General features: G+C 67.3%; 20 protein-coding genes and 2 riboswitches. Of the genes, 15 read left to right on the forward strand and 5 right to left on the reverse strand.

Features of this window, described 5'->3' with window-relative positions; genetic code table 11:
- Window positions 1-3 precede the first annotated feature (3 nt).
- Window positions 4-786, reverse strand: a complete 783-nt coding sequence (cobS, locus tag ABIB66_RS03245; RefSeq protein ID WP_354206575.1) for an adenosylcobinamide-GDP ribazoletransferase — start codon at window positions 784-786, stop codon at window positions 4-6.
- On the reverse strand, window positions 783-1,286 hold the full coding sequence (gene cobU / locus ABIB66_RS03250) for a bifunctional adenosylcobinamide kinase/adenosylcobinamide-phosphate guanylyltransferase (RefSeq protein ID WP_354206573.1): 504 nt from the start codon (window positions 1,284-1,286) through the stop codon (window positions 783-785). Before cobU ends, cobS begins: the two co-directional genes overlap by 4 nt.
- A gap of 121 nt (window positions 1,287-1,407) precedes the next feature.
- On the opposite strand from cobU, the gene cbiB reads away from it, so the two are divergent.
- On the forward strand, window positions 1,408-2,349 hold the full coding sequence (gene cbiB / locus ABIB66_RS03255) for an adenosylcobinamide-phosphate synthase CbiB (RefSeq protein WP_354254114.1): 942 nt from the start codon (window positions 1,408-1,410) through the stop codon (window positions 2,347-2,349).
- Between the two features lie 11 nt (window positions 2,350-2,360).
- Complete coding sequence (cobD, locus tag ABIB66_RS03260) at window positions 2,361-3,323, forward strand: threonine-phosphate decarboxylase CobD (protein ID WP_354206569.1); 963 nt, start codon at window positions 2,361-2,363, stop codon at window positions 3,321-3,323.
- On the opposite strand, the gene ABIB66_RS03265 is transcribed toward cobD, so the two are convergent.
- Both ABIB66_RS03265 and cobO read right to left on the reverse strand, forming a co-directional pair.
- Window positions 3,312-4,760 carry a cobyric acid synthase gene (locus tag ABIB66_RS03265; protein ID WP_354206567.1) on the reverse strand — a complete coding sequence of 483 codons (1,449 nt, stop codon included), beginning with the start codon at window positions 4,758-4,760 and terminating at the stop codon, window positions 3,312-3,314. The genes cobD and ABIB66_RS03265 overlap by 12 nt on opposite strands.
- 10 nt (window positions 4,761-4,770) lie before the next feature.
- Window positions 4,771-5,406, reverse strand: a complete 636-nt coding sequence (cobO, locus tag ABIB66_RS03270) for a cob(I)yrinic acid a,c-diamide adenosyltransferase (protein WP_354206565.1) — start codon at window positions 5,404-5,406, stop codon at window positions 4,771-4,773.
- Window positions 5,407-5,446: 40 nt separating this feature from the next.
- A riboswitch (cobalamin riboswitch) is annotated at window positions 5,447-5,664 on the forward strand.
- A gap of 95 nt (window positions 5,665-5,759) precedes the next feature.
- Between cobO and ABIB66_RS03275 the strand changes: the two genes are divergently transcribed.
- Genes ABIB66_RS03275 through cobJ form a run of 7 tightly spaced genes read left to right on the forward strand, consistent with a single transcriptional unit; the run spans window position 5,760 to window position 13,706 of the window.
- Complete coding sequence (locus ABIB66_RS03275; RefSeq protein WP_275167611.1) at window positions 5,760-6,143, forward strand: DUF1636 family protein; 384 nt, start codon at window positions 5,760-5,762, stop codon at window positions 6,141-6,143.
- A complete protein-coding gene (cobW, locus tag ABIB66_RS03280; protein WP_354206562.1) occupies window positions 6,140-7,204 on the forward strand; it encodes a cobalamin biosynthesis protein CobW in 1,065 nt (354 codons plus the stop codon). Before ABIB66_RS03275 ends, cobW begins: the two co-directional genes overlap by 4 nt.
- Entirely contained in the window at window positions 7,204-10,452 is a 3,249-nt protein-coding gene (gene cobN, locus ABIB66_RS03285; protein WP_354254116.1) for a cobaltochelatase subunit CobN, read from the forward strand. The genes cobW and cobN overlap by 1 nt, the downstream gene beginning before the upstream one ends.
- Complete coding sequence (cobG, locus tag ABIB66_RS03290; RefSeq protein WP_354206558.1) at window positions 10,449-11,612, forward strand: precorrin-3B synthase; 1,164 nt, start codon at window positions 10,449-10,451, stop codon at window positions 11,610-11,612. Before cobN ends, cobG begins: the two co-directional genes overlap by 4 nt.
- Window positions 11,612-12,241 carry a precorrin-8X methylmutase gene (locus ABIB66_RS03295; RefSeq protein WP_354206556.1) on the forward strand — a complete coding sequence of 210 codons (630 nt, stop codon included), beginning with the start codon at window positions 11,612-11,614 and terminating at the stop codon, window positions 12,239-12,241. The genes cobG and ABIB66_RS03295 overlap by 1 nt, the downstream gene beginning before the upstream one ends.
- Window positions 12,242-12,243: 2 nt before the next feature.
- On the forward strand, window positions 12,244-12,975 hold the full coding sequence (locus ABIB66_RS03300; RefSeq protein ID WP_354206554.1) for a precorrin-2 C(20)-methyltransferase: 732 nt from the start codon (window positions 12,244-12,246) through the stop codon (window positions 12,973-12,975).
- The gene (gene cobJ / locus ABIB66_RS03305; protein ID WP_354206552.1) at window positions 12,972-13,706 is read left to right on the forward strand and encodes a precorrin-3B C(17)-methyltransferase; all 735 of its coding nucleotides are present in this window, start codon (window positions 12,972-12,974) and stop codon (window positions 13,704-13,706) included. Before ABIB66_RS03300 ends, cobJ begins: the two co-directional genes overlap by 4 nt.
- On the opposite strand, the gene ABIB66_RS03310 is transcribed toward cobJ, so the two are convergent.
- Window positions 13,682-14,428, reverse strand: a complete 747-nt coding sequence (locus tag ABIB66_RS03310; protein ID WP_354206550.1) for a cobalt-precorrin-6A reductase — start codon at window positions 14,426-14,428, stop codon at window positions 13,682-13,684. The genes cobJ and ABIB66_RS03310 overlap by 25 nt on opposite strands.
- On the opposite strand from ABIB66_RS03310, the gene cbiT reads away from it, so the two are divergent.
- The 6 genes from cbiT (at window position 14,427) to ABIB66_RS03340 (ending at window position 19,770) form a co-directional block, all read left to right on the forward strand.
- A complete protein-coding gene (gene cbiT, locus ABIB66_RS03315) occupies window positions 14,427-15,608 on the forward strand; it encodes a precorrin-6Y C5,15-methyltransferase (decarboxylating) subunit CbiT (RefSeq protein ID WP_354254118.1) in 1,182 nt (393 codons plus the stop codon). The genes ABIB66_RS03310 and cbiT overlap by 2 nt on opposite strands.
- A complete protein-coding gene (locus tag ABIB66_RS03320) occupies window positions 15,605-15,973 on the forward strand; it encodes a cobalamin biosynthesis protein (protein ID WP_354206546.1) in 369 nt (122 codons plus the stop codon). The genes cbiT and ABIB66_RS03320 overlap by 4 nt, the downstream gene beginning before the upstream one ends.
- A complete protein-coding gene (gene cobM, locus ABIB66_RS03325; RefSeq protein ID WP_354206544.1) occupies window positions 15,970-16,752 on the forward strand; it encodes a precorrin-4 C(11)-methyltransferase in 783 nt (260 codons plus the stop codon). The genes ABIB66_RS03320 and cobM overlap by 4 nt, the downstream gene beginning before the upstream one ends.
- A complete protein-coding gene (locus ABIB66_RS03330) occupies window positions 16,752-18,062 on the forward strand; it encodes a cobyrinic acid a,c-diamide synthase CobB (RefSeq protein ID WP_354206542.1) in 1,311 nt (436 codons plus the stop codon). The genes cobM and ABIB66_RS03330 overlap by 1 nt, the downstream gene beginning before the upstream one ends.
- Window positions 18,059-18,790 carry a uroporphyrinogen-III C-methyltransferase gene (cobA, locus tag ABIB66_RS03335; protein ID WP_275167599.1) on the forward strand — a complete coding sequence of 244 codons (732 nt, stop codon included), beginning with the start codon at window positions 18,059-18,061 and terminating at the stop codon, window positions 18,788-18,790. Before ABIB66_RS03330 ends, cobA begins: the two co-directional genes overlap by 4 nt.
- 45 nt (window positions 18,791-18,835) lie before the next feature.
- A riboswitch (cobalamin riboswitch) is annotated at window positions 18,836-19,055 on the forward strand.
- A 37-nt stretch (window positions 19,056-19,092) separates the two neighbouring features.
- Window positions 19,093-19,770 (forward strand): energy-coupling factor ABC transporter permease, encoded by a 678-nt coding sequence (locus tag ABIB66_RS03340; RefSeq protein WP_027517095.1) that lies wholly within the window; start codon window positions 19,093-19,095, stop codon window positions 19,768-19,770.
- Window positions 19,771-19,784: the final 14 nt, after the last annotated feature.

Genomic DNA, 19,784 nt, shown 5'->3' on the forward strand with positions numbered 1-19,784 from the left:
ACGTCAGTGTCCGATCTGGAAAGCTGCGGCAACCAGCAGGATCAGAATCTCGCCCGTCTGCTCGAACGCGCCGAGGATGTCGCCGGTCTGCCCGCCGATCTGGCGGATGGCAAGTCGCGCCAGTATCAGGCCGGCGAGCGAGAGCAGGATCAGGCTCACCAGCGCCTTGCCCGGCCCAAGCGCGAGCACGAGCGCGAGGATCCCAACGGCGAAGGCGATCGCAATGCTGCGGCCCGGCGGTGATCCCGCACTCGCCGACAAGCCGTCAGGTCGCGCAGGTGGAACCTGCGACATGAAGGCCGGCAAGCCCGCGCGGGCAGCAGTATGCGCAGCGCACAGCGCGAGCGCGACGGCCCACGGATTGGCGATCGCCGCGAGCGCGCTCCAGCGCAGGCCGAACGACAGGATCAGCGCGCAGACGCCATAAGTGCCGATCCGGCTGTCGCGCATGATCTCGAGCTTGCGCTCGCGCGTGCGGCCGCCACCGAGCCCGTCGGCAGTATCGGCAAGGCCGTCCTCGTGCAGCGCGCCGGTCATGAGGGCGGTCGCGGCCAGCGCGAGCAGGGCGGCAAGATTCGGTGCCAGACCGAACCGGCTGGCGATCGCATAAACCAAAGCGCCGCTAAGGCCGACCGCCAGCCCTGCAACGGGAAGCGCCCATGCCGCGCGCGCGATGGCCCCGTCGCCGGCTGGCTTCGACGAGGCGACGGGAAGGATCGTCACGAACGATGTCGCGATCCTGAGATCGGCGATGACGTCTCGCAAGAGTTCGTCGCGCGGCATCATTTCAGCTTCATCGGCAGGCCGGCGACGACGAATTCGACCTCGTCGGCAACGGCCGCGATGGCCTGGTTCATGAATCCGGCCGCGTCGCGGAAGCTCCGCGCCAGCGCATTGTCGGGGACGATGCCGAGGCCGACTTCATTGGTGACGAAGACGACGGGGCTCTTCTGGGCGCGCAGGAAGACGGCGAGCTTCATGACTTCGTGATCCCAGTTGCGCTGCGCATGCATCATGTTGGAGAGCCACAGGGTCAGGCAGTCCACCAGTCTAGGCCCGCCGCCATCGGTTTCCATCAGCGCCTGCAGAAGATCGAGCGGTACCTCCCGCTCGATCCAATCGGTTGAGCGTCGTCTGCGATGCTTTTCGATGCGTGCTTCCATTTCCGCGTCGAGCGCCTCGGCCGTCGCGATGTAGACGGGACGGCCCGGAAAGCTGCGTGCGCGTTTTTCCGCATGGGCGCTCTTGCCCGATCGCGCTCCGCCCGTGATCAAGATGACGGCCATAAAGGTCTCCTGTGGGCCTGACTAATCACCAAACGCGGCCAAAGACAAAGCCGAAATCAGGCAGTCGGGGGCTTGCGTTCGGCCTTCGCTTTGCGCAACAGGGGCAAGACAGGAGGCGGGTGTGGGTTTTGCGGGTGCGATGGCGGTGGCGATGGCGGTGGATGTCCTGTTGGGCTGGCCGTCGTGGTTGTTCGCGCGGATCGGCCATCCCGTCACGTGGCTGGGCCGGCTGATCTCTGCCATCGATAACGCCTGGAATCGACCGTCCGATCCGCCGGCATTTCGCCGCGCCGCTGGTCTCGCCGGAGCACTCGTCGTGATCGTGCTCTCCGTCGCGCTCGGCTGGGCAGTTCAATCCTTGCTTCCCTTAGGCTGGATCCAGATCGTGCTGGTCGGCGTCCTGGGCTGGCCGCTGGTCGCCTTGCGTTCGCTGCACGACCACGTTGCTGCCGTCGCAAATCCCATGCGGGCCGGTGACATCGCCGCCGCGCGCGACGCGGTCTCGCGCATCGTCGGCCGCGATCCCGCCGCGCTCGACGAGGCCGGCATCGCCCGCGCGGCGATCGAGAGCCTCGCCGAGAATGCATCCGACGGCATCGTCGCACCGGTGTTCTGGGGCGCGCTGTTCGGTCTGCCCGGCATTTTGGGCTACAAGGCGATCAACACGCTGGACTCCATGATCGGTCACCGCAACGAACGGCACGAAGCCTTCGGCTGGACCGCGGCGCGCATCGACGATGTCGCCAATTTCATTCCGGCGCGGCTGACCGGATTTCTGTTCGTACTGCTGGCGCCACGACGATCGGAGGCGCTGTCGTGCATGACGCGGGATGCACGCCGACATCGATCGCCCAATGCCGGCTGGCCGGAAGCCGCCATGGCGGGTGCGCTTGGTGTGCGGCTCAGCGGTCCGCGATTCTATCACGGGAGCACCACCAACGAGCCATGGTTGAATGAAGCTGCGCGCGATCCGCTTGCCGCCGACATCGATCGAGGATTGACGGTCTACCGCCGCGCTATGCTGCTGCTCGCCGGTGTCCTTGCGATCCTGGCCTTCGCGTGAAAGAACAGCGCATGCGCGAGCACGGTGGAAATCTCGATCAGGCCCAGCAGCGCTTCGGCGGTCGCGCGGAGGACTGGATCGATCTGTCGACCGGGATCAACCGCCTGCCTTATCCCGTGGGCGAGGTGAGCTCGCGCGCATGGAGCGCGTTGCCGTCGCGCGGCGAAATCGAGGCGCTGCATCAGGCGGCGCGGCACGCTTACCGCACGAGCGCGGCGGTTGTCGCGCTCGGCGGCGCACAAGCCGCGATCCAACTGCTGCCGCAACTTGCGCCGCCCGGCCGCGCGCGCATCCTCGCGCCGACGTACAATGAATATGCCGGGGTCCTCTCGGCCGCGGGCTGGGAGGTCCAGGAGGTCGGGGAGCTCGACGCGCTGGCGGGCGCCGACCTCGCGATTGTCGTCAATCCCAACAACCCTGACGGCCGATGCCACACACCAAGGGATTTGCTGGCGCTTCTGCCACGCGTCGGCCGTCTCGTCATCGACGAGAGTTTTGCCGATGTGGCCCCGCAGCTATCGCTTGCATCCGAGGACCGGCCGGGGCTGCTGATTCTGCGCTCCTTCGGAAAGTTTTACGGCCTTGCCGGCCTGCGGCTCGGTTTCGCGCTCGGCAATTCGTCCGACATCGCCAGGATCGCCTCGATGTCGGGGCCTTGGCCGGTCTCGGGAGCGGCGATCGCGATCGGTTGCCGCGCTCTGCATGACGATGCCTGGGCCGAGGCCACGACCGCGCGGCTCGCGCGAGACTGCGGTCGCCTCGACGGCATGGTGCAGTCGCAAGCTTGGACGGTCACTGGCGGGACGCCGCTGTTTCGTCTCTACGAGACGCCTGACGCGCTTGCCGCGCAGGAGAAGCTGGCGCGTCACCATATCTGGTCGCGCGTGTTCGCGCGAGAGCCGACATGGCTGCGCCTCGGGCTTCCGGGCGGCGAATCCGAATGGACGCGCGTGGCCGAGGCGCTAGCGCGCTAGCGCGAGCAGGCCTTCCACGTCGAGATGGGTTTCGATGTGATCGGCGAGCGCGTCGAGAGCGCTCTCGACCCTTGCGTGATAGGGCTCGTTGCCCGCGGGAATGTCGAGCTTTGCCAAGAACGCCTTGCGGAAATCATCCGACGTGAAGAGGCCGTGCAGATAGCTGCCTTGCACGCGCCCGTCGCGCGAGATCGCGCCTTCCGGTTCGCCGTTCAGCCTTGCGAATGGCCGCGCGCGATCCGGCCCATCGGTGCGGCCGATGTGGATTTCATAGGCCTCAATCGGCTGTTCTGTTGCGGCATGCACGGCCGCAACGCGCGTCAGCGTCTTTTGCGGGCTCATCACCGTCTCGACGTCCAGAAGCCCGAGGCCCGCTGTGTCGCCCGCGAGGCCCTCGATCCCATCGGGATCCGTGACGCTGCGTCCGAGCATCTGATAACCGCCGCAGAGGCCGAGCACATGGCCGCCTCTGCGGTGATGCGCCAGGAGATCGATGTCCCAGCCTTGCGCGCGCAGAAAGGCAAGATCGCCGCGGGTGGATTTCGAGCCGGGGATGATGACGAGGCGCACGTCGCCGGGAATGGCTTCGCCCGGCCGCACCATCACGAGATCGATGCCGGGCTCGAGTTTGAGTGGATCGAGATCGTCGAAATTGGCGATCCGCGACAGCGCGAGACAGGCGATCTTGCATTGGCCGGGCTTGCGCGCATCGCTCAGGCCCAGCGCATCCTCAGCCGGCAACTCGCCGGCGCGCCCGAACCAGGGCAGCACGCCAAAGCCGCGCCATGCGGTCTTCTCTTCGATCAGTCTGTAGCCGTCGTCGAACAGCGTGGGATCGCCACGGAACTTGTTGATGACAAATCCCTGGATCATCGCGGCATCATCGGGGTCGATCACCGTCTGGATGCCGACGAGTTGCGCGATGACCCCGCCGCGGTCGATGTCGCCGACCAGCACGACCGGCACATCGGCTTTGCGCGCAAACCCCATATTGGCGATGTCGGCCTTGCGCAGGTTCACCTCGGCCGGGCTGCCGGCGCCTTCCACCAGCACGAGATCGGCACGCGCCTTCAGCCGTTCGAAGCTCTCCAGCACCGCAGCCATCAATGACGGCTTCATCGCCGCATATTCACGCGCACGCGCGGTCGCAATGCGCTTTCCGTGCACGATCACCTGCGCGCCAACATCCGTCTCCGGCTTCAGCAGCACCGGGTTCATGTCGGTATGCGGCTCGACGCGCGCGGCGAGCGCCTGGAGCGCCTGGGCGCGGCCGATCTCGCCGCCGTCGACGGTGACGGCCGCGTTGTTCGACATATTCTGCGGCTTGAACGGGAGCACGCGCAAGCCGCGACGCACAAAGGCGCGCGCGAGGCCGGCGACGATGAGCGATTTGCCCACGTCCGAGCCGGCCCCCTGGATCATCAATGCGCGCGCCATCGCGAGTTTCTTAGAACTCGACGCCGGCTTGCGCCTTGATGCCGGAGCGGAAGGGATGCTTGACCAGCGTCATCTCGGTGACGAGATCAGCGACCTCGATCAGCTCGTCCTTGGCGTTGCGTCCGGTGAGCACGACATGCGTCATCGGCGGCTTCGAGGTCGTCAGGAATTCGACGACCTCCGCGATGTCTAGATAGTCGTAGCGCAGCGCGATGTTGATCTCGTCGAGCACGACCATGCGGAGATTCTGGTCGAGGATCAGCTCCTTGGCCTTCTCCCAGCCGGCGCGCGCGGCGGCGATATCGCGGGCGCGGTCCTGCGTCTCCCAGGTAAAGCCTTCGCCCATGGCGTGGAACTGGCAGAGGTCGCCGAAATGGCCGGTCAGCATGCGGCGCTCGCCGGTATCCCAGGCACCCTTGATGAACTGCACGACGGCGCAGGGGAAGCCGTGGGCGACACAGCGGACGATCATGCCGAAGGCTGAGGAGGACTTGCCCTTGCCGGCGCCGGTGTGGACGATGATGAGGCCCTTTTCGCCGCTCTTGGTCGCCATGATCTTGTCGCGGGCGACCTTCTTCTTCGCCATTTTGGAGGCGTGGCGGGCGTCGGTTTCGTCGGCCGTCTGGGTATCCGGTTCTGACGTCATCGGACGGGGTCCTTCGGCTTGACAAGAGGCGGTCGGGGGCAAATGGTGGCCCGGCGTTGGTTCCTGTCCTACGACAGGCGAAGAGGGAATGCGATAGGGTCCGAATCGGCAAGATTTGGTTCCAAAATGCAGCCGCCCCCGCGACCGTGACCGGAGAGATGCCCGAAGCCACTGATCCCCTGGGGATCGGGAAGGCGGGGATCGAAGGGGAAACCCTGCTCCGCAAGCCGGGAGACCTGCCAACGCGGACGATTTTGGACCGGCGGACGGGGTGTTCCGCGACGGGGAAACGGGCCTTCGCAAGAACGGTTCGTGGGCCTCTTCGCTTCCCGCTGTTTATTCTGGAAGAAGCGATGACCGTCACACTTCATGTCTGCATCACCTGCCGCGCCGGCCAGACGCTTGGCGAGGGCGAGACGACGCCCGGCAAGCGCCTGCATGGTGCGATCCTCGAGGCCGGCGTGCCCGACGGTGTCAGCGTGGTTCCCGTCGAATGCCTGTCTGCATGCAACCAGGGTTGCTCCGTCGCGCTCAGCGCGCCCGGCCGCTGGTCCTATGTCTATGGCCGTCTGTCGGATGCGAATGCGAGCGACGTGGTCGCGGGCGCCGCGGCCTATGCGGCCGCGTCCGACGGCCTCGTGCCCTGGCGCAGCCGCCCGGAGATCTTCCGCAAGCAGTCGCTTGCCCGCATTCCCCCCATTCTCCCCTTGGCCGTCGTGCCGGAGGCCGCCGAATGAATTCGCTCGCAAAAGTCCCGGTCACGGTCGTCACCGGCTTTCTCGGCTCAGGCAAGACCACGCTGATCCAGCATCTGCTTGCCAATGCCAACGGCAAGAAGCTCGCGGTGCTCGTCAACGAGTTCGGCAGCGAGGGCGTCGATGGCGAGATTCTGAAATCCTGCGCCGATGCGAATTGCCCAGAAGAGAACATCATCGAGCTCGCCAATGGCTGCATCTGCTGCACCGTCGCCGACGATTTCATTCCGACCATGGAGAAGCTGCTGTCGCGGCCGGTGCGGCCCGATCATATCCTGATCGAGACCTCGGGCCTGGCGCTGCCCAAGCCGCTGCTGAAGGCGTTCGACTGGCCGGAGATCCGTTCGCGCATCACGGTCGATGGCGTGATCGCGCTGGCCGACGCCGAAGCTGTCGCTGCCGGCCGTTTCGCGCCGGATCCTGACGCCGTCGAAGCGCAGCGTGCGGCCGATGAAAATCTCGATCACGAGACCCCGCTATCGGAAGTGTTCGAGGACCAGATTGCCTGCGCGGATATCGTGCTGCTGACGAAGGCGGATCTTGCGGGCGCGGCAGGCCTCGAAGCGGCCAAGGCGGCGATCACCGCCGAGATGTCGCGCCGCGTGCCGATGCTGGCGATCACCGACGGTGCGATCGACGCGCGCCTCATCCTCGGCCTCGGTGCTGCCGCCGAGAACGATCTCGCCGCGCGTCCATCGCATCATGACGGCGAGGAGGATCACGAGCACGACGATTTTGCCTCCGTCGTGATTGATCTTCCTGAGGTCACCGATATCGACACGCTGGTTGCATCCGTCCAGCGTCTGGCGCGGGAGCAGAATGTGCTGCGCGTCAAGGGTTACATCGCGGTGGAAGGCAAGCCGATGCGCCTCTTGCTGCAAGCGGTCGGCGAGCGCGTGCGCCACCAGTTCGACAAGCCCTGGGGCGCAGGTGCGAGGCAATCAAAGCTCGTCGTGATCGGCGAGCATGGCGATATCGACGAGGCCGCGATCAGGGCAGGACTTGGTATTTCAGGACTTGGTCTTTCAGGAACTGGAATCTGATGCACGTCGTCTTCCGCGAGAGCCGCGGTCTCGAGGAGACCGCGATACCAAGGGACATCGGCCAGGATCCGGCCGATCTCGTGGTGCTCTCGTATTCGGATTCCGATCTTGCCGCATTCGCGGCCGGCTGGCGCCGTGGTCGCGACAGCCTGCCGTCACTACGGCTCGTCAATCTCGCAGAACTCCGCCATCCGCTCTCGGTCGACACCTATATCGAGCGCACTCTGGCGCAGGCGCGCGGCATCCTCGTGCGTCTGATCGGCGGCGAATCCTATTGGTCGTACGGGCTCGCGGCCCTGCAGCAACTGGCGAAGGAGCGCGGCATCGTGCTGGCCGTGCTGCCGGCGGACGGCCGCGGCGACACGCGGCTGGATGCGTATTCGACCCTGCCGGTCTCGACATTGCGGCGGCTCAAGGTGCTCTGCGACACCGGCGGCCCCGTCGCAGCGCAAGCCGCGATCGCGCAGCTTGCGCTGGCCTCTGGCCTTTATGCCGGCCCGGTCATCGGCGAGATGACCGTCCCCGAGATGGGCTTTTATGATCCGGCGCGCGGCGTCATTGCCGCGCCGGCGTCGGGTGAGGGCAGGCCGCGAGCGCTCGTGACCTTCTATCGCTCCTACCTCACCGCCGCGGATACCGGCCCCATCGATGCGATGATCGCGACGCTGCGCGAGCGCGGCTTTGACGCGCATGGTGTGTTCGTCACCTCGCTGAAGGCCCCGGGCGTTGCGGATTGGTTGCGCGGGTATTTCGCGCAAAATCCTCCGGCCGCGATCGTCAATGCGACGGCGTTCTCGGCGATGGGCGACGACGGCACGACGCCGTTCGATGCCGCATCCTGCCCGGTGTTCCAGGTCGCGCTCTCCACGGCACAGCGCGAGGATTGGGCGAGCTCGCTCCGCGGCCTGTCGCCCGGCGACCTTGCGATGCATGTGGTGCTGCCCGAGGTCGACGGCCGCCTGTTTGCGGGCGTGGTGAGCTTCAAATCGGCGGCGATGCGCGATCCCGATTTGCAATTTTCGCATCTGGCACACAGGCCCGATGAGGAGCGCGTGAAGGCCGTCGCCGCGCGCGTAGCGGCCTGGCGTCGCCTCGCCGAGAAGCCGGCCGCCGACAAGCGCATGGCAGTCGTGCTCTCCAACTATCCGGGCCGCCCGCATCAGATCGCGCATGCGGTGGGTCTCGATGCACTGGCCTCGGTCGAGGCCCTGGTGTCCGACCTCGCGAAAGCTGGCTTCGATGTCGATCCGGTCCATGCGCTTGGCGAGACGCTGCTCAAGCGGACCTTGAGCTGGAGCGTTGCCGATTACCGCGCTGCGCTCTCGCACCTTCCGCAAGTGTTGCAGGATGACCTCGCGCAAGCCTGGGGCACGCCGGAAACCGATCCGGGGTGTCGCGACGGCGCGTTCCATTTCGCAGCGATTCCATGTGGCCGGTCGATCATCGCGGTTCAGCCGGAGCGTGGCGATGCGACCACGCGCGATGCCGACTATCACGATCTCGCCCGCACGCCGCGCCATGCCTATGTCGCGTTCTATCTCTGGCTCCGCGAGCAGGGCTGTGATGCGGTCGTGCACATGGGCGCGCACGGCACGCTGGAATGGCTGCCCGGAAAATCCGTGGCGCTGTCGCAGGCGTGCTGGCCGGAAGCCCTGATCGACGAATTGCCCGTCATCTATCCCTTCATTGTCAACGATCCCGGCGAGGCCGCGCAGGCCAAGCGGCGCGTGGGTGCCGTCACGATCGGCCATCTGCCGCCGCAGCTCGCAGCATCAGCGGTGCCGGACGGGCTGCGCAGGCTTGAACAGCTCCTCGACGAGTACTCGACGGCCGATGGCCTCGATCCCGCCCGTCGCCAGCGTCTGATCGCCGCGATCCGCGACGAGGCGCGCGCGGCTGGCCTCGAAGACGATCTCGGCCTCGATGCAGCGGCCGCGCCGGCCGAAGCGATCCCGCGGATCGACCGTTTCGTCTGCGATCTCAAGGAAAGCCAGTTCGGTGACGGCCTGCACGTGTTCGGCCGCGGCGCCTGCGGCGACGCTGAACGTGACGCGCTACGTGCCGCGCTTGCGGGACGCCGCGTCGCGCCGGGGCCGTCGGGCTCGCCCTATCGCGGCCGCCAGGACGTGCTGCCCACGGGACGTAATCTGTTCGCCGTCGATCCGCGCGCGGTGCCGACGCCGTCGGCGCATGCGCAAGGCATCAAGCTCGCGGAAGAATTGCTCCGCCGCCATCTGCAGGATCACGGCGACTGGCCAAAGGGCCTTGTCGTCGATCTCTGGGGCTCGGCGACGATGCGGACCGCGGGCGAAGAGTTTGCCATGGCGCTACATCTGGCCGGCCTCGCACCGCGCTGGGATCACGCATCCGGCCGTGTGACCGGCTACGACATCATCGCGCCGGCCGAGCTTGGCCGGCCCCGCATCGACGTCACGCTGCGTGTCTCGGGCCTGTTTCGCGACGTCTTCTCAGGCCTCGCGCAATTGTTCGAGGCGGCAGCCGAGGCGCTGTCGGGCCGCGAGGACGAGGGCGACGAAAATCCATATCGCCACCGCACATCGCGCGTGTTCGCGCCGCGTCCCGGACAATACGGCGTCGGCCTCTCGGCAATCCCGGACGCCTTCACGCCCGAGACGCGCGACGCCGCCGGCGAAGCGTGGCTCTCGGCATCGTCATGGGCGTTCTCGGCCGATGGCGAGATCAGGCTTGATCGTGCCGGTATCGAGAAGCGGCTCGCATCCGCCGATGCTTTCGTGCACGTGCAGGATTTGCCGGAAACCGATCTTCTGCTCGCGGCCGACTATGCCGCGCATGAGGCCGGCATTGCGGCCGCTGCAGCCCATCTCGGCGCGGCAGGACCATCGCTCTATCATCTCGATGCGACGCGTCCCGAGCAGCCGCATGCGCGTACGCTGACCGAGGAAATCTCCCGTGTCGTCCGCGCGCGCGCGGCCAACCCGGCCTGGATCGCCGGCATGATGCGCCACGGTTTTCGCGGGGCGGCCGAGATCACCGCGACGCTCGAGCACATGGCCGCCTTCGCGCATCTGGCCGGCGCCGTGCCGCCGCATCTGTTCGACCTCTACTACGATGCCACGCTCGGCCATGACGACGTCCGCGCCTTCATGGCCCGTGAAAATCCGGCGGCGCTGGCGGCGATGGAGACGTGTTTCAAGCGCCTGTATGAAGCTTCGCTCTGGCGAACGCGCCGCAATTCGATCGCGGCTGCGCTGCGGGAGGCGTCATGAGCGCTTCCGTGGTCAAGGGCTGGTGTCCCGGCGCGCTGCGCCCGATGCAATCGGGTGACGGGCTCGTGGTCCGCGTGCGTCCTTTCGGCGGACGGCTCGAAGCGGCACAAATCTCCGGATTGGCCCATCTCGCCGAACGCCATGGCAACGGCCTGATCGACGTGACCAGCAGAGCCAATCTCCAGATCAGGGGCGTCAACGAGACCAGCCACAGGCTGCTGCTCGACGGCCTTGCGCAACTGGCGCTGCTCGACCCCGACGCCGACACCGAATCCCGTCGCAACATCCTTGTGACGCCGTTCTGGCGTGCCGGAGACGCAACACAATCGCTCGCTGCCGAACTCGAGGAGGCGCTCGCCGATAGCACGCTCGAACTTCCAACCAAGTTCGGCTTCGCCATCGATGACGGCACTTCACGCGTGCTTGCGGGCGATTCCGCCGACGTGCGGATCGAACGCGATCGTTCCGGCGGACTGCTGGTGCGGGCTGATGGCGACAAACTCGGCCGCGCCGTCGCGCGTGGCGAGGCCGTGACCACCGCTCTCGCATTCGCCGATTGGTTCGTGATCTCAGGCGGCGCCAGGGGCGGGCGGGGGCGGATGGCGGCGCATCTTTCAGCCGGTGCAATCTTGCCGGCGGCCTTGCGCGGCGAGGCCGAGCCGGCGCCGATCATGGCCGCGGCGCGTCCCGGCCTCTATTCGCAAGGTGCGATGGTCGGGGTCGCCTTCGGACAGATGGCGCATGCGACGCTCGACCAGTTCGCCGGTTGCGGACATGCGCTACGCATGACGCCATGGCGGATGGTTTTGAGCGAAGGCAAGCGCGCGATGCCGAGCGCGCCCGGTCTTATCACCGAGGCCTACGACCCTGCGCTGCGCGTGATCGCGTGTAGCGGTGCGCCACGCTGTCGCGAGGCGCATGCCGATACCCGCGGCCTTGCCGCAGCCCTGGCGCCGAACATCGGCGCGGCCGCACGGCTCCACGTCTCCGGCTGTGCCAAGGGTTGCGCCCATTCCGGTCCCGCGGCCATCACTCTGGTCGCGACCGGCGCAGGCTTCGATCTCGTGCGCGGTGGGTCGACACGCGATGAGCCCATCCTGCGGGGACTGAACCGCGAAGACATCGTCAAGGATCCCTCCATCCTGATGGGAGGGCACTGATGCCGCACACGTACGAGACCGACGGCGCGGCGATCTACCGGCAGTCCTTTGCGACCATCCGGGCCGAAGCCGATCTTGCGCGCTTCACGCGGGATGAGGAGCAGGTGGTGGTGCGGATGATCCATGCCGCCGGCATGGTCGGCCTGGAGGCGCATATCCGCTTCACATCAGGCATGGCGGTGGCTGCGCGCGCGGCCTTGCAGAAGGGCGCGCCGATCCTGTGCGACGCGCGCATGGTCTCCGAAGGAATTACGCGCGCGCGGCTTCCCGTCGCCAACGCCGTCATCTGCACCTTGGGCGACGAGACCGTTCCCGCGCTCGCGCAGTCCATGCGCAACACCCGTTCGGCTGCGGCTTTGGAGCTATGGCGCCCGCATCTCGACGGCGCGATCGTGGCGATCGGCAATGCGCCGACTGCGTTGTTTCATCTCCTCAACATGCTGGAGGACCGAGACTGTCCGCGGCCCGCGGCGATCATCGGCTGTCCCGTCGGCTTTGTCGGCGCGGCCGAATCCAAGGCTGCGCTGATGGCCAATCCCCCGGTGCCGGCGCTGACGGTCGAGGGCCGCCTCGGCGGTTCCCCGATCACGGTCGCCGCCGTGAACGCACTGGCGAGCCGGAGCGAATAGCGATGGGACGCATCATCTGCTGCGGTCTCGGCCCTGGTGATCCTGATATGATGAGCGTGCGCGCCGATCGCATGGTGCGCGGGGCGAAGCATGTCGCCTATTTCCGCAAAAAGGGCCGGCCCGGACAGGCGCGCCGTATCGTCGAGGGCATGTTGGCTGCCGACGTCACCGAATATCCGATGGAATATCCGGTCACCACGGAAATCGCCTTCGACACGCCCGAATACATCCAGCTGCTGGCCGGCTTCCATGACGAATGGGCGGAACGTCTGGCGCGGCTGGCGCGCGCGGTCGATGTCGTCGTGCTCTGCGAGGGCGATCCATACTTCTACGGCTCGTTCATGCATCTGCACACGCGCCTGCAAGGCCGTGTCGAGATCGAGGTGATCGCCGGGATTCCCGGCATGGTCGGCTGCTGGAATGGCGTCGGACAGCCGATCGCGCTCGGTGATGACGTGACGACGGTGCTCATGGGCACGCTCGCCGAAGCAGAGCTCGAACGCCGCATGCGCGATTCCGATGCGCTCGTGGTCATGAAGACCGGGCGCAATCTCGCCAAGGTGCGCCGCGCGCTCGCGTCCGCCGGACGGCTGGACGACGCGTGGCTGGTCGAGCGCGGCACCATGCCCGGCGAGCGCGTGGTGCGGCTCGCGGAGATCGATGCCGCCGACTGCCCCTATTTCGCGATCGTACTCGTGCACGGCAAGGGCCGGCATCCGGACGCCGCCGAATGAGGGGCACGCTGACCATTGCGGGCCTCGGACCGGGCAGCGATGCGCTGGTGACGCCCGAAGTCTCCGCCGCGCTTGCCGCCGCGACCGACATTCTGGGCTACGCGCCCTATGTCGCGCGCGTGCCAGCGCGGGCAGGGCTCACTTTGCATCCGTCCGACAATCGCGAAGAATTACAGCGCGCCAGCGAGGCGCTGCGGCTCGCGGCCGAAGGCGGGCAAGTCGTCATCGTGTCCTCCGGCGACCCCGGCGTGTTCGCGATGGCGTCCGCCGTGTTCGAGGCGCTCGAACGGGCGCCGCGATGGCAGGAGCTGCCGATCCGTGTGCTGCCTGGCGTCACTGCGATGCTGGCGGCTGCCGCGCGCGCCGGCGCGCCGCTCGGCCATGATTTCTGTGCGATCAATCTCTCCGACAATCTCAAGCCGTGGGCGGTGATCGAGAAGCGCCTGCGGCTCGCCGCGGAAGCCGATTTTGCCATTGCGATGTATAATCCGCGTTCGGCGAGCCGGCCGGAAGGATTTGGCCGTGCGCTCGCAGTGCTGAACGAGGCCGGCTGCGGCGAGCGCCTCGTGATCTTCGCGCGCGCGATCAGCGCCGCTGATGAAAAGATCGAAACCGTCAGGCTGAACGAGGCGACGCCCGAGATGGCCGACATGCGCACGCTGGTGATCGTCGGCAACTCGCAGACACGCCGGGTCGGCCGCTGGGTCTATGCGCCGAGGCAGGCCCGATGACCCAGCCACTGCATGATCTCGGCCGCGCTCTCGACCCGCAATCGTTCCGGCAGTTGCGGTCGCGCGATCATGACCACAGGCAGGCCGAGCCTGCGGGCTGCGTCTATCTTGGCGCGGGCGCCGTCGCCGCCCGAATTGCGGGCGACGATCCGGGTGATGCCTCGCGCGCGCATCATCTCCAGTTCGCTCTCAAGCGTGAACGGCCCGCGCGACACGATCACGTCCGCGGCGAAGGGCAGCGTCGCTTCGGGCGGATCGACGAATCTCAGCGTGTAGGCGTGCTGCGGCTTGGTCGCGAACGGTGCGACGTGCTGGCGGCCGATGGCGAGGAACACATTGGCCGCCGCCTCAGGCAGTGCGGCGACCGCGGCGTTGACGTCTGGTATTTCGATCCAGTTATCGCCGGGCGCTTTAGTCCAGGGCGCACGCTCAAGAGCGATCAGTGGCGTGCCGGTTTCCGCGCATGCCGCGACCGCATTGCGGCTCATCTCGGCGGCAAAGGGATGCGTCGCATCGATCACATGGGTGATCTCTTCGCGGCGGATGTAATCGGCAAGGCCGCTGACGCCGCCAAAACCGCCGATCCGCGTCGGCAACGGCTGACCGGCGGGCGCGCGGGTGCGGCCGCCATAGGAATAGATTGCGTCAATGCCGGCACGCGCGATCTCCGCCGCAAGCAGGCTCGCGTCGGCCGTTCCGCCCAGAATGAGGGCGCGCGTCATGGCTGATCCCTGGCTGACCATCATTGGTATCGGCGAAGATGGCCTTGCCGGGCTGTCCGAGGCAAGCCGAAAGGCGCTCGATAATGCTGAAACTGTGTTTGGCGGTGAACGGCATCTTGCACTGGCCGGCGTCACCGGGCGCGGCCGTCCATGGCCGGTGCCGTTCGATGCAGAGGTCGTGCTGAGCCGCCGTGGCCGCCCAACGGCGGTGCTCGCCTCCGGAGATCCGTTCTGGTTTGGCGCCGGCGCGAGCCTCGCCGAGAAGCTGGACGCCGGCGAGTGGATTGCGCATTCCGCGCCGTCGACCTTCTCGCTCGCCGCCGCGCGACTAGGCTGGCGCCTCGAAGCGATTGCCTGTCTCGGCCTCCACGCTGCGCCATTCGAGCGTCTGGTGCCGCATCTGGCGCGAGGTGCACGCATCATTTGCCTTGTGCGCGATGGCAAGGCGGCAGGCGATCTTGCGAAATGGCTGACGCAACGCGGATGGGGTGCCTCGGCATTCTGGACGCTCACCGCGCTTGCCGGGCCGCGCGAAAGTATCGACGAGCATCGCGCCGACAGCTTCGCAGGCGATCTTGCCGGAAGTCTGGTCGCGGTGGCCGTGGAGGCGAGAGGAACGCAGGGTCTTCCCCGCAGCTCGGGACTATCGGACGAACTCTTCGTCCATGACGGCCAGATCACCAAGCGTCCAGTCCGTGCGCTCGCGCTCTCGGCGCTGGCGCCGCGTCCCGGCGAACGGCTGTGGGACATCGGCGCCGGCTCCGGTTCGATCTCGGTTGAGTGGGCGCTGTGCGGCGGGACGGCGATCGCCATCGAAGCGCGCGAGGATCGCGTTGCGAACATCCGCAACAATGCGGCGGCGTTCGGATTGGCGCATCGAATCACAGTCATCACGGGAAAGGCGCCTGAGGCGCTTGCTGCCCTGGACGGGCCTGACGCCGTCTTCATCGGCGGCGGTCTCGACATCGCGACGTTCGACGCAGTCTGGTCGCGGCTCGCATCCGGAACGCGACTCGTCGCGCATGCAGTGACGCTGGAGACGGAAGCGCTGTTGGGTGAGCTGCACCAGCGCGATGGCGGCGAACTGATGCGGGTTGAGATTGCGCATGCCGCTCCGCTCGGCCGCTACCGCGCCTGGCAGGCGGTGCGGCCGGTGGTGCAATGGAGTGCGGTCCGATGAAGGTGGCCGGGCTCGGATTCAAGCGGGACGTCACGCTGGCTTCGCTGCGTGAGGCGCTTCTGGCGGCCGGCGGTCCCGAAGGCCTCGCAGCGGTGGCAACGGTCAGCGACAAGGCGGACGCGGAAGTGCTGAAGCAGCTTGCGCGCGAATGCGGCGTGCCGATCAAGGCGGTCCCCGCCGAAATGTTGGCTGGCATCGACACGCCAACGCGGTCAAAACTCGTCGCCGAAAAATTCGGGACGGGATCGGTCGCCGAAGCGGCGGCCCTCGCGGCAGCTGGTCCGCGCGCGCGATTGATTGCGACGCGGGTGGTCTCGCAGGATCGCACCGCGACCGCGGCAATTGCGGAAGGGGACGGCGCATGACGGTGCACTTCATCGGTGCGGGGCCGGGTGCCCCTGACTTGCTGACGTTGCGCGGCCGCGACCTCATCGCCGCCTGTCCGGTCTGTCTCTATGCCGGCTCACTGGTGCCCGAAGGCGTGCTGGCGCATTGCCCGCCCGGTGCGCGGATCGTCAACACCGCGCCGCTGTCACTCGACGACATCATCGCGGAGATCGCCGCCGCGCATGCGGACGGCAAGGACGTAGCGCGGCTGCATTCGGGCGACCTCTCGATCTGGTCGGCGATGGGCGAGCAGCTCCGCCGCCTGCGCACGCTCGACATTCCCTACACGGTCACGCCCGGCGTTCCCTCCTTCTCGGCCGCCGCGGCTGCGCTGGAGGCCGAGCTGACGCTGCCCGGCCTTGCCCAGACGGTGGTGCTGACGCGCACGCCTGGCCGCGCCAGCGCGATGCCGGAAGGCGAGAAGCTCGCCGCGTTCGCCACCACCGGCGCGGTGCTCGCGATCCATCTGTCGATCCATCTGCTCGACAAGGTTGTCGCCGAGCTGACGCCGCACTATGGCGCGGATTGCCCGGTCGCGATCGTTTGGCGTGCGAGCTGGCCCGACCAGCGCATCGTCCGCGCCACGCTCGCAACACTCGACGCTGCTGTCGGAGCCGAGATGGAGCGTACCGCGCTTATCCTGGTCGGCAAGACTCTGGGCGCGGCGGATTTTTCCGAGAGCCGTCTCTATGCTGCCGACTATGATCGCCGCTATCGGCCGGTCGGCGCCGAGCCGCGCTTTCCGGAGGTGTCCTGATGGCGGCAGGGCTCGTCATCTCCGCGCCGGCCTCCGGCGTCGGCAAGACGACGCTGACGCTGGCGCTTGCCCGCGCCTGGCGCAACAGCGGATTGCGGGTGCAGTGCTTCAAGAGCGGCCCCGATTACATCGATCCCGCGTTTCATGCAGCCGCGACAGGACGCGCTTCGGTCAACCTCGACAGCTGGGCGATGGATCGCGGGACAATCTCGCATCTCGTCAGTCGCGGCATTGACGCCGATGTCGTGCTGGCCGAAGGCTCGATGGGCTTGTTCGACGGCGTGGCCGCGCGAGGCGTCTGCGGCACCGGGGCGACCGCCGACATTGCAGAGATGCTGGACTGGCCGGTGCTGCTGGTGATCGATCCCTCGGGACAGGCGCAAACGGCGGCGGCGATCGCCGCGGGCCTTCGCGACTATCGTCCCGGCGTGCGGCTCGCAGGCGTCGTGCTCAATCGCGTTGCGAGCCCCCGCCACGAAGCTCTCGTGCGGCATGCGCTGCTGGATGCCGGCATCGCCGTGTTCGGCGCGCTGCCGCGCCATGCCGAGATCAGCCTGCCGAAACGGCATCTCGGGCTGGTGCAGGCCGAGGAGCAGGCGGAGATCGGCAAGCTGATCGACGAGGCCGCGCGCTTCGTCGCCGAGCACGTCGATCTCGACGCAGTGCTGCGTTCGGCTGCCACCTGGTTGCCACAACCCGTCGCGAGCGGCATCAACGTGACGCCGCCCGGCCAGCGCATTGCGTTGGCCCGTGACGCCGCGTTCTCCTTCGTCTATCCGCATATGCTGGAAGCGTGGCGCGCGGCGGGTGCGGAGATATCGACATTCTCGCCGCTTGCCGATGAAGGCCCTGATCCGAGTGCCGATGTGTGCTGGCTGCCCGGCGGCTATCCCGAGCTGCAGGCCGGCAAGATCGCGGCCAATGCGCGCTTCCACACCGGATTGCGCGGCTTCGCCGAAACGCGCCCGGTGCACGGCGAATGCGGAGGCTATATGGTGCTGGGCACCGCTTTGACCGACGCCGACGGCATCCGCCACGAGATGACGGGTCTGCTCGGCCTGGAGACGAGCTTTGCCAAGCGCCGCATGCATCTGGGCTATCGTCTAGCCGAACTCGCCACGCCGATGCCGGGTCATCAGGCCGGTGCACGCCTGCGTGGCCACGAATTCCACTATTCGACGATCCTCGCGCAGCCCGACACGCCGCTGGCGGTCGTGCACGACGCGACAGGCGCGGTCATCGCCGAGACCGGCTCGCGGCGGGGACAAGCCACTGGCACGTTCTTCCATCTGATCGCGGAGGACCGGTGAGCGGTTTTGTGTCCTTCGTCTCCGCCGGCCCCGGCGATCCCGAGCTCCTCACGCTCAAGGGTGCCGCGCGGCTGCGCGAGGCCGACGTCGTGCTCTATGACGATCTTGCTTCGGGCGCGATCCTCGATCTGGCCCGGCCGGGCGCCAATCTTGTTGCAGTGGGAAAGCGGGCGGGACGGGCCTCGACCAAGCAGCACCATGTCAACCGCCTGCTGGTCGACTATGCCGTAACAGGCGCGCGCGTGGTGCGATTGAAGTCGGGCGATGCCGGCATCTTTGGCCGGCTCGAGGAGGAGCTCGAGACGCTGCGTGAAGCGGGCATCGGCTACGAGATCATTCCGGGCGTCACCACGGCCTGTGTCGCTGCGGCCCAGGCCGGCATTCCCCTGACCCGGCGCCATACCTCGCGGCGGGTGCAGTTCATCACGGGCGCGGACGTCACCGGCGAGCTGCCGCCAGACCTCAATTGGGCAGCGCTGGCCGATCCCGAGGCGACGACCGTGGTCTATATGGGCCGGCGGACGTTTCCGGCGTTGGTCGCCAAATTGATCGAGCACGGCCTCGCCCCAACCACGCCGGCGCTGTTTGCCGAATCGCTCGGCCGTCCCGACGAGCGGTTGGTTCGCACCACCATTTCGGAACTTGCCGAGCAGCTTGCGCGGGGCGGAGCGGCCTCCACGGCGGCCGTCATCCTGTTCGGCGCGCTGGCGGGGGATTATCCGTCATGACGCTCTCGGCCGCCCTTCACCCCTTGACGCCCGGCTGGCGAAAGGGGCACACAGGAGAGGCATGGTGCTCGACGCGGCGCAAAGCGCCGGAGCATAATCGGGAATGGGGATGGGCGGACCCAGTTGCGGCGCCCAAAACCCCAGCCGCCCCCGCGACTGTAAGCGGTGAGGGACTTCGATCAGCCACTGGGCCGCAAGGTTCGGGAAGGCCGGAGACTCCCAGTGAACCGCGAGCCAGGAGACCGGCCGTGCACGTTTTGAGGCCAAGGCCGTCGGGTGTGACGGCAAGAAGGATCTGAGCCATGCATATCGAACCCGGACTAGTCTCGGACGCCAAGCTCGTGCTGAGTTACGCAACCGGCATCGCCGTCGGCGGCGTTGCCTTGAAGCTCGCGGTCGAGACCGTGCGCGAGCAGGGTATCACGTCGTTCGCGGCGCGCACGCTCGCCACTACGGGACTTGTATTTGTCTTCTTCGAGATCCTGCCGCACTTCCCGGTCGGCGTGTCCGAAGTGCACTTCATCCTCGGCTCGACCTTGTTCCTGCTGTTTGGAGCGGCGCCCGCGGCGTTCGGCCTCGCGTTCGGCCTGCTGTTCCAGGGCATCTTCTTCGAGCCGCCCGACCTGCCGCAATATGGCATGAACGTCACCACGCTGCTGGTGCCGCTGTTCGGGATCCAGGCGATCGCCACGCGGATCATTTCGCGCAACACGGCCTATGTCGATCTGAAGTACCGCCAGGCGCTGGCGCTTTCGACGACCTATCAGGCGGGTGTCATCGCCTGGGTGGCGTTCTGGGCGATTTATGGATCGGGCTTCGGCGCGACCAACCTCGCCAACATCGCGACCTTCGCGGCGTCCTATGCGCTGGTCATCGTGATCGAGCCGCTCGCCGATCTCGGCGTGCTGGCGCTGGCGAAGTCGTTGCGCGGCGTCACCGCGTCCGGCCTCGTCACACCGCGTTTGCACAACGCGGCCTAGAGACAAGCGAAAGG

It is taken from the genome of Bradyrhizobium sp. F1.13.3 (assembly GCF_040548265.1).
GTDB lineage: Bacteria > Pseudomonadota > Alphaproteobacteria > Rhizobiales > Xanthobacteraceae > Bradyrhizobium.